Below are 13,282 nucleotides of genomic sequence, written 5' to 3'. Positions count from 1 at the left end.
AATTTGAAGATTGTTTTCTAGTTTGGCTATCGGGTCTAATGATTGGTCTAAGATTGATTATTGTAGTAAGAGTAGACTTGAATTGCCCAAGTCATTTTAATCAAATTTTAGGACGGGCTAGAAGCCCATTCCACAAGAAAAAATGTGGGATGGGCTTCTAGCCCGTCCTAATTATTTTTGCAATTCAAGTCTAGTTTCTCGCATTGAGATTTTTAAATAAAAAGGGAAAGAGAAGATACAGTTTTCCTCCATTTCCCTTTTTTTGAATAAGGACTCAAGTCCGATGCTGTGAACCTGGTAATTAATTAACTGCTGCCAACTGTTTGTCTTTGATTTCCACAGGCGCGGTTAATGCCTCTTCCAAATCCGCACAGCCGAGTTTTTCCTCCAAAATAGCCATCACTTCGCGGCCGAAATCATTGGAATTACGCTGCCAAGCTTCTAAACAAATTTGTCCGAAGAACGAACCCAAAGGTTCAGGATTCCACAGCAATTTTCGCGCTGTCCAAGGCATCAAACTCATGGGATCGTAACCCGGTTGCAGAATCTCCTGTTTAAAGGCGTATTCTTCTAAAATAGTGTGAGGCTGCAACCCGATAAAGAAAATCGCTGGTTCTACTTTATCGGCTCCGAAAATTCGCTCTAATTCTCGGTGATAAGCAATAGTTTGCCGGATGGTTTCAAAGGTTTCGTCTATGACGTTAAACGAGTAATTAACGGAAACTACATCTTTGTAACCGGCGGCTTTTAAATCGCGACAATTTTCCAAAACTACTCGCAAGTTATAGCCCATCCGCATTTTCCGAACCAGTTCCTGGGAACCGCTGGTGATGCCGATTTCAAAGTAATTCATCCCCGTTTTTACCATCAAATCGCACAATTCTGGTGTGAGATTGTCCGCACGGATGTAAGCGGCCCAGTGTATGTCGTCCATGCCGGCGGCGATGATTTTTTGCAATAATTCAACTGCATCGTCGATGAATTTGCGTGCTGGGATAAATTGAGCGTCGGTAAACCAGAAATTGCGGATACCTCGATCGTACAATTGCCGCATCTCTGCCACCACCTCAGCCGCCGGATTGATCCGCACTTGCTTGCCTTCAATCACCGTATAAATGCAGTAACAGCAATTATGAGGACAGCCACGCTTGGTTTGGACTCCGACGTAGAAGTCCATATCCTGTAGATAATAGGAAAATTCCGGCCAAATGGTTTCGATGTAGTTATAATCGCAGGCAGTTTTCTCGATGTTGGCTGGCTTTTCGTGAATTAGCTTCGCGCGGGGCACGGTTTCTCCCACCACATAACATCTTTCCTCGGCCAAATCTTCGCCCTTAATCAACTTCTCCAGCAAAGCTTCGCCTTCCCCCACCGAAACCACAGTTCCCGCCGGCAAACTGCGGCCCAACTGCTCGTAAAACACGCTCACAGCACCGCCTCCGACCACTGCACGAGCTTCGGGGCGGTATTTCCGGGCCCGCTTCAATCCGCGCTCGATCAGTCCCAAATTGCGCCAGAGTTCGGTGTAGTAAGACGCTGCTAAACGCAGTCCTCCGAGGGCTCCCCGGAACTTGATCAGCGGATTTTTGGCGTAGTAAAACTCGAAGGCATTTTGCAGCGGGTTGCCGCCCCTGCCGCCCACGGGCGCGTAAATTTGAATGTCCCGCCAAGAGAAAACTAGCAGCGTCGGCTTAAACTCGTCTATGCTGGCATCCAAAGCTTTAGCGAAATCCAGGGGGGGTACGGCACCTAAATCAAAAATGCGCTGTTCGACATCGGGAAACAGCTTGTGTACGTGATCCGAAAGATACACAACTCCGATCGGGAAAATAGGATTGCAAGGGAGGCGAACGTACAGGACTCGGTTTTCTCGGTTTTCCATGATTGCCATATCCTAAAGTGGAACTTTTTCAGCTATGTTAATATTCTTTTAATATAACTTTACAATCTGTCTAATTTTCGCAATTTGACATTAAATATTCTTAAATTTTTCTATTGGAATTAAGGCCGAGCTTGTTGGTGTCGATCGGCGAGAGCAGCAGAAAAAAGCTAATTTTTAAGTCAATACAGCGTATTTTGACATAAAATCCCAGCGGAGAGTCAAAAAGCCGATATTTATCCGGTTAGACTTTAAGTTAGGTACGATCGGTCTCTAATGTATTAGGGAGTTGGTAGTCGGCTTTACAGTTGGCTGGGATCGCCTAGTGTTAGCCTGAGAAGATAACTAAAACTTTTAGGCAAGGCTCCCTCAGCATTTATGGCTCAAATTCTTGACCCCCTACCCTCAGACACCGACAGCAAGATTCTGTGCTGCTACGTCAACGCCACCAGTCAAATTCAGATTGCTCGTATCGCCAACATTCCTAACTGGTACTTTGAACGAGTAGTGTTTCCCGGACAGCGCTTAGTGTTTGAAGCGATACGGGCCGCAGCATTGGAAATTCACACCGGGATGATGGCCAGTGCAATTTTGTCGGATACAATTCCTTGCGATCGCTTGCAAATTAACGAAGGCCCCTATTCAAACGTCAATCCTAGCAGATCGCGAGAGGCAGTTCAGGGCGATCGAACAGTAATAGCCGGCCGCCCCAAATCCCGAGAACTCTCAGAACCTTTGACTGTACCGGCACTAACCGCCGTGGATTAATCGGAGTTGTGAGTTTTGAGTTATAAATTGTCAGTTAATTGATAGCTCTGCACTCAAAATTCCAACTTCTGCAAAACGGTAAAAATTCAACAGTTAAGAATCAAAGTTTCTGAAATGAATTTTAGATAAAAACTCGCAACTGCAAATATTGTCCGGTTTTTCGTATTTCCCTGAGTTTTGTTGGCGGCCCCGGAAGCTGTGCAAAAATATCATTAAACAGCTTCTAGAATTTCAGCCATGTCAGCACAACCGATCGCCTCTTCCCCATCTTCGGCCCCAGTATTTGAGCCGGCGGTATTCCGGCTTTCTCCCCTGATTAGAATCACGTTGTTGAGCTTGTACACAGCCCTGACAATTCCATTGCCGTTTTTGTCGGAAGTAACGAAAGCACCGGTGCCCCCGGCCGCACTCTGGGTGGCAATAGTTGTCGGCGCTGCGGGCCTGTACGGCGTGCTCAGTGAAAGGGTAATTTTGAGCGAGGAAGGGATTGAAGTCACATATCCCAACTGGTTTCCGCGTTTGTTTCGCAAGGGTTGGTCGCTACCTTGGACTGAGGTAAAAGCTCTCAAACCTCGATCGACTGGTCAAGGAGGTTTAGTTTACTATTTTTTGAGTCATTCGGGTGAAGGTTATTTGTTGCCAATGCGAGTGGCTGGATTTGGTAAATTAGTCGGTTTGGTGGAAGCAAAAACAGGTATTGATACTAGAGATGTCCGCCCTTTGTCTCAGCCTTGGATGTATCTTATTTTGCTCTTCTGTACGCTGCTGCTGCTGTTGGTGGATGCGTGGACTATTGTCACGGCGATCGGGCTTAAAGGCAATTTGTAATATTATGCCCGGTACAATAACCGTTATCAGGTTGGTAGTGAGGACTTCAGCCCTCATAAAACTTGCTCGGAGAGAAGCCCTGAATAAGCTGTACTGGATTGAGTTTTTACCTTTGGGGGGCAAGAAACCCACCCCACAAGATTTGCCATCAAAATAAGTATATAGATTCAACGCGCGATCACTTACAAACCTCTTTGATTGTGATATTTTATGTGGCTACGATTAGCTGAAAAACATTTAGCTAGTTTGCATTTTTAAAACTCTTAAATTTCTTGTGGGGTGGGCATCTTGCCCGCCCCCAAGATCCAGGTTAAATGTGGCACATCTTATTATCAAACACGCACAAAAAAGAAAAACCCGGTTTCTTTAAGAAGCCGAGTTTTTACGTATTCTATTGTTTATTTAAGCTACTTAACTTCAGCCGATCGCCGAGTGCTAGGCGATTCGTAGTAAACTCCAGAACCTGTATCGGAGACAAAATGACAATCCCAGTAAGAGCGAATAAAGCTCTTCCAAATTGGATCGGTTGACTTGCGATAATAATCGCCCAACACTGGTTTAATTGCTTCCGTTGCTTCCTTCAAGTGATAGTGCGGCATCGTCGAGAAAATGTGGTGCGCTACGTGAGTCCCGATGTCGTGATGGATGGAATTGATGATTCCGTAGTCGCGATCGATCGTAGACAATGCACCTTTCAAGAAATACCAATCTTTACCGCGATACCAAGGAATATCGGCTTCTGTGTGGTGCAGGTATGTTACCAAATCCAGCCACATCACGAACACTACATAGGGAACCAAGTAGAACTTGAGTAAAAACAGCCAACCAAACTGATAGGTTAGGGCGCCTAAAAAGCCTACCATCAGTACCAACGATGCGGAACTCGTCAACACATCCCATTTTTCGGAGGGACGGAAAAGCTGGCTACCGGGCATGAAGTGAGAACCTGCCCGAACGCCCGATCCGCGAAACAGATAAAGTGGGTAGGCAAATAACATCAAATAGAAGCGTCCCAGCTTTTCGTACCAGCGCATTTGTTCGTAATGGCTCTCCGACACGGGATACCAGCTTTCATCGTTATCTAAGCTGCCTGTATTCGCGTGGTGGGTTCTGTGACTGATCCGCCAACCGTGGAACGGGACAAGAATTGGAGCGTGGGAGAGGTGTCCGATCAGGTTGTTGAGCCATTTGCTCTTAGAAAATGAACCGTGTCCGCAGTCGTGGCCCACTACAAACAATGCCCAAAACATGGTTCCCTGCATTAACCAAAATATTGGGTAAAAGAGCCAGGAATCGACGGTGTAGGCGATCGCATACAAACCTGCGATGATGCCAATATCTAAAAAGAAGTAAGCCAGAGATTTCCAGGCCGAGGGTTCAAAACAGTGGGCTGGAATAGCTACTTTGATATCTTGAAGAGTAAAAGGTAACTCTGTTGTACGAGAGGACGAGCCTTGATTGATCGGGGGATTGAGAACAGTATTTGATTGCACGAAGTTTCCGATTTAAGCTGACTTGAGAAACCGCATTCCGCCTTCTTTTAACAGTCAATCGATTTTAGATTTTAGATTTTAGATTTTAGATTCACTCCACAGATGAATCTGGGGGCTTAAACTACTAATATCTAAATTTTTTGGCTCTCCCCGACATGAGTCGGGGGGTTGTATCCCTATGCAGGTGAGGTAACATTCAAACTGCAAGGAGCCATATTTTTACTCTGCAAGGGTTTCTAAAGTTCTTTAGTTCGCATGAACAGCCCGTCCGCGATTCTCAAGCAAGTTGGCTTGTGGAATACTTGTGTGGGAAAAATTAGTGCGATCGACCCTGTTATCTGAAAAAATCTCATGTGCCCGTTGTTGGTGCGAAATGCGACTTCAATCTGAGAGTGGACATCTGGAGGAAGTACCTCCAGTCTGCAGGTAGCATACAGCGCTTCGAGCAAAAATTGTGAACGAGTGTGTAGGGAAAAGCCCATGGATTTTTGATTGGCGATTTTAGATTCAAGGAAAAATCTCCAATCTCCAATCTCCAATCTCCAATCGGAGTGTTGGGTTTCACGCAAGTTCTACCCAACTGACTGTTCACTACACTTCACAAATTCTGCAATTATTGCTACAGCTAAGCTAATGTAACATTTCTACACACATTCTGGCAATGACTTACCAGAAAATTTTGAAAATTCATAAATTGCAGAAAGTGACGGGCGATCGCTTTCTCGCTTTTAGATTTTCTAGGTTCCAGCTTTTTCTAATATGAGCTTAGACCGTTTTACCATTTCTGGAACGTCGATCGGATAATCACCGGTGAAACACGCCGAACAAAAACTCATTGGGTCTTCGTTAGTCGCCCTCAGCATTCCATCCCAACTCAAGAAAGCCAAAGAATCAACCCCTATTTGGGCGCCGATTTCTGCGACTGATTTAGTAGCAGCAATCAACTGATCTTGATTGTCGGTGTCGATCCCGTAGAAACAAGGATGAGTCACCGGCGGCGAGGAAATTCTCATGTGAACTGCCGTTGCGCCCGCATCCCGCAAGGCTTTGACGATTTTGCGACTGGTAGTGCCACGCACGATCGAATCGTCGATAATAATTACTCGCTTTCCCTCCAACACATCTTTGAGAGGGTTGAGTTTCATGCGGATTCCTGACTCCCGCATTGTCTGAGTCGGTTGAATAAAAGTGCGCCCGACGTAGCGGTTTTTAATCAATCCTTCGGCGTAAGGAATGCCGGAAGCTTGAGAAAAGCCGATCGCGGCCGGGATTCCAGAATCGGGAACGCCGATGACTATATCCGCATCAGCCGGAGATTCTGCTGCTAACAAACGCCCGATCCGCAGGCGGTAGCTGTACAAACTTTCACCTTCCATTTGGCTATCGGGGCGAGCAAAATAGATCATTTCAAAGATGCAAAGTTTGCGCTTTTGTTGCTGACTCCAGTGGAAGGAAGCCATACCTTCATCTGTAATCCAAACTAATTCTCCCGGTTCTACATCCCGCAAAAATTCAGCACCGATAATATCCAAGCCACAAGTTTCCGATGCTAAAACGTATCGTACCGGAGTTGTGGGGAGGATGCCAATTACCAGCGGGCGGACGCCGTGCGGGTCCCGGACTCCCATCACGCCTTTGGGGGTGGCGATCGTCAAACTAAAGGCTCCTTGGCACATAGCAAACGCACTGATCGCTGCTTCCAGCCAGTCTTTGCCCTTGTCTACCTCGGAACCGATCGCCACTGCGATCGCCTCTGAATCCGTCGTGCTGACAAACTCGCACTTCCGAGACAGCAATTCTTCCCGCAATTCTTTGGTATTGACAAGATTCCCGTTATGTGCCAATGCCAGACTTCCCAAACGAGTTTCGACAACCACAGGCTGAGCGTTGACCACGCGGGACGAGCCGGTAGTAGAGTAGCGAGTGTGGCCTACAGCTAAGTTACCGGGCAAGTGACCTAAACTCGATTCGTTGAAGACTTGGGAAACCAGTCCCATATCTTTGTGCAGGTGGACTTTTTCACCGTCAAAGGTGGCAATTCCTGCTGATTCCTGACCCCGGTGCTGCAAGGCATACAAACCGAAGTAGGTCAACTTGGCGACATCTTCACCCGGTGCGTAGATACCGAAAACGCCACAAGCTTCCTCGGGCTTGTCGGGTTTGCTAGAATGCTCGTCAGCCGCGAAGGAATGGTTGGGAATCATAGATGGGTGGGTTCCTAATGGGGAAGGTGGGTTAGGGGGACAGTTTCAGCGGGAAATCTTGTTTGCGAAAGCGTCGCATAACTTAACATTCCCTTAATCTTGCCACGAATCTGTCATTATTTCCAAATCGTGTAGCATTTCAGACAGAAGCGATGCGGCGTTTAATGGCATTGTAGTATCGATCGCCCCCTGATCCTATATTAACCTTGATTTATTGTGGGCGAGGGATTCGGTGAGGGATTCGGCGATTGAAAGAGACTGTTGGCTAATTCGCCGAGGGTGTTACCCCTCACATCTGGAATCCAGCATTTGGGTTCGCTATTGGTAGTTAATAGCTATATGGTTAATTAAATACTTAGTCCCGAGACACTATTTTTAGGGGTGACGGGTGAAACCATTTTTAAATTCGCCCACAGTCTCTTGAAATCGCTTCTTGTCAAACTCTCGTCCCAGCAGAGGGGAACGAATAGATCGGCGATCGTGCAATGAAAAATAAATTAGAAACTTGCTTGATGGGCTTTTTCAAATATTAGGATTTAAAGCCCATATATCTTGACTTTTCCATAAAATTGATCTAGTATATCATCATGGGAATCTGTGCGACCATGTAATGTCCTTTTGGGCGCGATCGAGTATTAAGTAATGTCCACACGAGTGAACCGTGGGATGGAGATTTTGCAGCCTGAAAACTTTCCCTAATCTACAAAGTCAATCAGCTTCATCTCCTGACAAAACTTCCTCTAAATCTCTCGCTGCGTGCAGAATTCTCACTACCTCAATATAGTTATCAAAAGACAAATAGAAAATCAGATAATTTTCAAAACCCCTAACTGACAATCTTCGCAAACCCTCCAACCGTGGATTTTGAACCGGATACAGGCGGCCCATTCCCGACATTTGAGCCAATCTCGCAAATGTCTGACGTGCTGCATCAAAAAAACGCCATGCAGCATCAAGATTATTTTGAGCAATATAAGCAAAATTTTCGTCTAAATCTTGACTTGCTCTTGGTGTAATGACAATCCGTTTAGTCATTGCTGCTGTGGGTCAAGTTTATGCACCAACTGAGCGCGTTTTTGCTCCCACCAATCATCGGTAATCTCTATAGAATTCCCACTATCCAAACCAGCCAACAATAACGACTCAATCCGCGCAGCTCTTGCTTGTTCTTGGCGAATTAGGTGCAAGATGTATTCCGCTGCATTACTGTAGCCTCCGATTGCCACTTGTTCGTTAATAAAATTTTGAATTGAATCGGGAAGAGGAAGATTGAGGGTCATATTTTTTATCCTTCCTGATGTGCGACCTTGGCATATTTTAATTATTATAAATCAGGTTCGATCAATTTCCGTTTTTGTAGGGTGCGTCGCTGTGAGATTTTTGAGGAAATTTGCAGATTTGAGATGGCGACGCACCTGAGTGACTCTCACGGTGTGTCGCTGCGAGATTGTCGATTTGATTTGTAGATTGTTCAATGCAACGCACCCTACCACTACTACGCGGAAACTAGGACGAGGAAGAAACCGACGCTACCGCAACGCGAAAACCCCTGCCCCAACATCTGAGGTCCGCCGAGACGCAGTAACGACGGGCACCACGGCAAACGACCGCATTGCCGTTCCATGAACCACCACGCTGCACTCGGTTATTATCCCTTCCAGTTTCCCAAGAACTTCCGTCAGTCGGTGCGCCATTGTAGTTATCATGCCAGCGATCGCTGCACCATTCCCAAACATTCCCGTGCATCTCGTATAAACCAAAGGCATTAGGTGGAAAACTCCCCACATCCGTTGTTTGTTTGCGGTAAAGTCCCTTCGGCGCAGAACCATAGGGATTATTGCCATCATAATTAACTAAATCCGGGGTAATCGTTTCGCCAAAATAGAAAGGCGTTGTAGTTCCGGCGCGAGAAGCATATTCCCATTCGGCTTCCGAAGGTAAGCGATAAATCTTGTCAGTTTTTTGAGAAATTTTCTGGCAGAATTCCAGAGCATTATTCCAGCTTACTTGTTCTACAGGACGTTTCAAACCTTTGATCTCAGAAGGGTTATTCCCCATCACTACTTCCCACTGTTCTTGAGTAATGGGATATTTACCCATAAAAAAAGGAGAGATATTAACAGTACGCTGCGGCCCTTCATTGTTACTTCGCCCTGCTTCTGTACTGGGGGAACCCATCACGAAACGGTCGCCAGGAATTGCTACCATGTCTAAGATTGCACCGCTACCTAAATTTTCCCGGAAAAATTGTGATTGACGCTGTTGGCGGTTAGTTATATTACCCCGCACATCAACTGTCACCGTGTCAAAGTCAAACCTTTTTAAAGTATGTATAAAATTTGGCGTTGACTGACGTTGAAAATCTCTTAAAACTTCCTCGGCTGATTGATAGCGCGGTCGGATATCTTTTGCCAACAACTTAGATAAAATCAATGCCAGTTCCTTGTCTATAGGATTCTTCAAATGTTTCTGCCAATTGGCAGTCCAGCTATAACCGTGTTCCGTCCACAAACCATCAGGATGTACTCCCGTCAGTAGATGAAAAGCCGTCGCCCCCAAGCTAAACAAATCGCTGGCTGGATAAGCTTCACCTCCTTGCATTTGTTCAAGCGGTACATAACCAGGCGTACCAATTCGCGTTCCCGGTTTCGACATCACTGTTCCCGACAACTGTTTGGAAACTCCGAAATCAATCAGCATTAACAAACCGTCGCTGCGACGGCGCATAATATTCTCAGGCTTGATATCTCGGTGAATAATTTTTTGTTCGTGAATAAACTTGAGAACAGGTAGAAGTTCGAGTAATAGTTGCTTAACTTGGCTTTCTTGCCAAATTCCCTGATTTTGGAAAAGCGTCAACAAATTATCCCCATCAACAAACTGTTGTACGAGATACAAATAGTTTTCTTCTTCAAAACAGGCATCTAGTGATGGAATTTGCGGATGTTGTCCTAGCTGTTGCAGTTGTCGGGCTTCTTGCTGAAATAATTCTACAGCTTTGTTGATCGCCCAAGTTCCCTGGACATTTGGTGCTAATTGTTTAACGACACAGCGTTGATTTAGTCTATCAATATCTTCTGCTAAATAAGTTCTGCCGAAGCCACCTTGACCGAGGAGTTTGATCGTGCGGTAACGCCATCGCAGGATGGGGACGAGTTTAACGCCACAACTGATGCAATATGTTTGTCCGTCGGGGTTGTCAGGTTTTTCGCAGTTGGGATTGATACAGCAAATCATTTATTTTAGGAATGATACTGTTTATATTGTATAGATTGACTGGGCGATTGACTCGACGATTAATTGGGCAATTAATTGGGCGTTTGAAATCGGTTCTGCACAAACAAACTCCGCCTGCGCGGACTGAAAATTTTAAACCCGCGTCGGCGGGTTTCGTCTGTGTAGAGGCGGTTTCAACCGCCCTTTATATGGAATGCGATTAGACAGATGCAATCCGACGCTCGATCGCATTATAGAATCGATCGCCCATTTCACCCATCGCCACCTCAATTAACACTTGATTGTCAGCACTCACAACCCGCAAAGGTGATTCAGCGCAGCAAACTAAACCAATTTTCTGCCACATATTGGTCAAATGTTCTTGCAGATAAGACTCCCAATTTTTTTGATTTTTCGGTGCCACTGAAACTACAATGCAGTTGCCCATTTCACCAAACAAAATTTCATCCCAGCGGCTGACCTTTTCCGAATTGAAACTAAGATGAATTTCTGCACCCATTTTAGCAGAAATACAAGATTCCGCGAGGGCTATCGCAATTCCACCTTCCGCACAATCATGGGCAGAACCTACCCAACCTTGCCGAATTCCATCGCGACAAACCGATTGCACTTTTCTTTCTAACTCAAAATCTATCCTTGGCGGTTTCCCAGCTACAATCCCGTGAATTGCCGCTAAATATTCCGAACCTCCTAAAGTAGGAGAAGTATCGATTTTTGAGCTTTCAGATGAAACTTCTGAGTTTTGGGATGATTCACCAATTCCCAGCACATAAATTAAATCACCTTTCTTTAGCCAAGCTTGGCCACTAATCTTCTTCAAATCTGGAATTAACCCTACCATTCCGATTACCGGAGTCGGATAAATTGGTTGAGGATTTCCCTCAGCATCAACAGTTTCATTGTAAAGAGAAACATTGCCGCCAGTCACAGGCGTTCCCAACTCCCGACAAGCATCAGCAATCCCGCGACAAGCTGACGCTAACTGCCAATATCCGATCGGCTTTTCAGGACTGCCAAAATTCAAATTATCAGTAACTGCGAGAGGTTCAGCACCCACACAGCTTAAGTTTCTCGCTGCTTCCGCTACGACTGCTTTTGCACCTTCATAAGGATCGAGATAAACATAACGAGAATTGCAATCAACCGTTGCAGCAACTCCGGGAATAACCCCTTGCTGCGGCACTTCCTTCTTGCTAAGGGGGGGAGAAACTTTTGGAGTTTCCCTACCTTGTGCCTTTGTAAATAGAGGAATTACCTCTTCTTCCTGTTTGCTTTCCGAAGCTTCAGAAACAGCATCTTCTCTCTGTAGATCCCCCTTAGCAAGGGGGTGTTCTTCGAGCCCTTTAGCAAGGGAAGAGTGGCAGGGTTCTAGCGGACGCAATCTGACAACCGCAGCATCAGCACCTCCCGGTAAAACAACAGTATTGTTTTGCACTTGATGGTCGTATTGGCGATAAACCCAGCGTTTAGAAGCGATGGTGGGAGTATCTAAAAGCGTCAGCAAAATCTGATTCCAAGTTTGGAAATTGCCGTTAATTTCGATACCTTTAACTGTGGATTGTGGCAGCGAATCCGCCGTCCATTCCCATGCTTTTTTAGCATATTTGGGCGGCTCTGTCAACAATTCTCGGTGATAAATTGGTGTGTTATCTGCCAAAGCTGTCGCGGTAATTTCGGCAGCGATTTCGCCTTTAAAGAGAATTCGGACGATCGGCTCTTCAATCACTGTACCCGCGACCACGGCGTGCAATCCCCAGCGGTGGAAAATATCGATTAATTCCTGTTCCCGTCCTTTTTGGGCAACAAACAACATCCGTTCTTGGGATTCCGAAAGCAGGTATTCGTAGGGAACCATACCGCTTTCTCGAACGGGAACTTTGTCTAAATCGAATTCAATGCCGACGCCGCCTTTGGCTGCCATTTCTGATGTGGAACAGGTGATTCCGGCCGCGCCCATGTCTTGGGCGGCGACGACTGCACCGGTTTTGAATGCTTCTAAACAAGCTTCAATTAAGGATTTTTCTAAAAATGGATCTCCTACTTGGACTGCGGGGCGATCGTCCATTGATTTGTCTGTCAATTCTGCACTGGCAAAACTTGCTCCTCCCATGCCATCTCGGCCGGTAGTTGAACCGACATAAAGCACGGGATTTCCGATGCCGGATGCCCCGGATTTGACGATTTCTTGAGTTTCCATTAAACCCAAGGCCATGACGTTAACTAGCGGGTTGCCAGAATAAGCAGGATCGAAGTAAACTTCGCCGCCAACTGTGGGTACTCCGATGCAATTTCCATAATGGGAAATTCCCGATACTACGCCTTTAAACAATCTCTGAGTTTTAGCATCGTCTAAGTTGCCGAAACGCAGGGAATTCAAAAGTGCGATCGGGCGAGCACCCATTGTGAAGATATCGCGGAGAATTCCGCCGACACCGGTTGCTGCACCTTGGAAAGGTTCGACTGCTGACGGGTGGTTGTGGGATTCAATTTTGAAGGCGAGTTGCAAGCCGTCTCCCAAGTCTACGACGCCGGCATTTTCTCCGGGCCCGACGAGAATTCGATCGCCCTCTGTGGGAAACTGTTTTAATAGTGGCCGCGAATTTTTGTAACAGCAGTGTTCGCTCCACATAACGCCAAACATTCCCAATTCAGCTTTATTGGGATGGCGACCTAGACGCTGAACGATTTCTTCATATTCTTCTGGTTTGAGTCTTTCAGCGGCAATTTGTTCGGGGGAAAATGGGGATTCGGAGATGGGAGACATGGAAACTCGTTATAAACCACAGGCTTTATTCTAAATGCCCTGTGGTTGGTTAATCTAAAATCTATAATCTAAAATCTATAATCCTAGGTCTTTGGGTTGTGAATCTAAA

At 45.9% G+C, this 13,282-nt stretch carries 9 protein-coding genes; 2 read left to right on the top strand and 7 right to left on the bottom strand.

Features of this window, described 5'->3' with window-relative positions:
* Positions 1–301: 301 nt before the first annotated feature.
* Positions 302–1,882 carry a photosystem II high light acclimation radical SAM protein gene (locus tag QT996_RS16260; RefSeq protein WP_333047738.1) on the bottom strand — a complete coding sequence of 527 codons (1,581 nt, stop codon included), beginning with the start codon at positions 1,880–1,882 and terminating at the stop codon, positions 302–304.
* A gap of 375 nt (positions 1,883–2,257) precedes the next feature.
* Between QT996_RS16260 and QT996_RS16255 the strand changes: the two genes are divergently transcribed.
* On the top strand, positions 2,258–2,647 hold the full coding sequence (locus QT996_RS16255) for a DUF1830 domain-containing protein (protein WP_333047737.1): 390 nt from the start codon (positions 2,258–2,260) through the stop codon (positions 2,645–2,647).
* Positions 2,648–2,884: 237 nt separating this feature from the next.
* Positions 2,885–3,475, top strand: coding sequence for a hypothetical protein (locus QT996_RS16250; protein WP_333047736.1), 591 nt, complete (start codon positions 2,885–2,887; stop codon positions 3,473–3,475).
* Between the two features lie 407 nt (positions 3,476–3,882).
* Here QT996_RS16250 and QT996_RS16245 read toward each other — a convergent pair whose 3' ends face one another.
* From QT996_RS16245 to purL, 6 genes are all read right to left on the bottom strand, one after another.
* Positions 3,883–4,968, bottom strand: a complete 1,086-nt coding sequence (locus tag QT996_RS16245; RefSeq protein ID WP_333047735.1) for a DUF3474 domain-containing protein — start codon at positions 4,966–4,968, stop codon at positions 3,883–3,885.
* Positions 4,969–5,705: 737 nt separating this feature from the next.
* Complete coding sequence (purF, locus tag QT996_RS16240) at positions 5,706–7,172, bottom strand: amidophosphoribosyltransferase (RefSeq protein WP_333047734.1); 1,467 nt, start codon at positions 7,170–7,172, stop codon at positions 5,706–5,708.
* 708 nt (positions 7,173–7,880) lie between these two features.
* Positions 7,881–8,207, bottom strand: a complete 327-nt coding sequence (locus QT996_RS16235; protein ID WP_333047733.1) for a type II toxin-antitoxin system RelE/ParE family toxin — start codon at positions 8,205–8,207, stop codon at positions 7,881–7,883.
* Positions 8,204–8,452 (bottom strand): type II toxin-antitoxin system ParD family antitoxin, encoded by a 249-nt coding sequence (locus QT996_RS16230; protein ID WP_333047732.1) that lies wholly within the window; start codon positions 8,450–8,452, stop codon positions 8,204–8,206. The genes QT996_RS16235 and QT996_RS16230 overlap by 4 nt, the downstream gene beginning before the upstream one ends.
* Before the next feature lie 226 nt (positions 8,453–8,678).
* Positions 8,679–10,409: a bifunctional serine/threonine-protein kinase/formylglycine-generating enzyme family protein gene (locus tag QT996_RS16225; RefSeq protein WP_333047731.1), complete on the bottom strand. Its 1,731-nt coding sequence runs from the start codon at positions 10,407–10,409 to the stop codon at positions 8,679–8,681.
* A 199-nt stretch (positions 10,410–10,608) separates the two neighbouring features.
* Positions 10,609–13,173 carry a phosphoribosylformylglycinamidine synthase subunit PurL gene (gene purL / locus QT996_RS16220; RefSeq protein WP_333047730.1) on the bottom strand — a complete coding sequence of 855 codons (2,565 nt, stop codon included), beginning with the start codon at positions 13,171–13,173 and terminating at the stop codon, positions 10,609–10,611.
* Positions 13,174–13,282: the final 109 nt, after the last annotated feature.

Source organism: Microcoleus sp. S13C4 (assembly GCF_036700865.1).
Taxonomy (GTDB): domain Bacteria; phylum Cyanobacteriota; class Cyanobacteriia; order Cyanobacteriales; family Microcoleaceae; genus Microcoleus.
Note: the sequence above shows the minus strand (reverse complement) of the source record. Positions and strands in the feature narration are given on the sequence as shown.

Bases quoted from the DNA above. Each gene is read 5' to 3' on its own strand.
- QT996_RS16260 (WP_333047738.1), bottom strand. From the start codon at position 1,882: ATGGAAAACCGAGAAAACCGAGTCCTGTACGTTCGCCTCCCTTGCAAT.
- QT996_RS16255 (WP_333047737.1), top strand. From the start codon at position 2,258: ATGGCTCAAATTCTTGACCCCCTACCCTCAGACACCGACAGCAAGATT.
- QT996_RS16250 (WP_333047736.1), top strand. From the start codon at position 2,885: ATGTCAGCACAACCGATCGCCTCTTCCCCATCTTCGGCCCCAGTATTT.
- purF (WP_333047734.1), bottom strand. From the start codon at position 7,172: ATGATTCCCAACCATTCCTTCGCGGCTGACGAGCATTCTAGCAAACCC.
- QT996_RS16235 (WP_333047733.1), bottom strand. From the start codon at position 8,207: ATGACTAAACGGATTGTCATTACACCAAGAGCAAGTCAAGATTTAGAC.
- QT996_RS16230 (WP_333047732.1), bottom strand. From the start codon at position 8,452: ATGACCCTCAATCTTCCTCTTCCCGATTCAATTCAAAATTTTATTAAC.
- QT996_RS16225 (WP_333047731.1), bottom strand. From the start codon at position 10,409: ATGATTTGCTGTATCAATCCCAACTGCGAAAAACCTGACAACCCCGAC.
- purL (WP_333047730.1), bottom strand. From the start codon at position 13,173: ATGTCTCCCATCTCCGAATCCCCATTTTCCCCCGAACAAATTGCCGCT.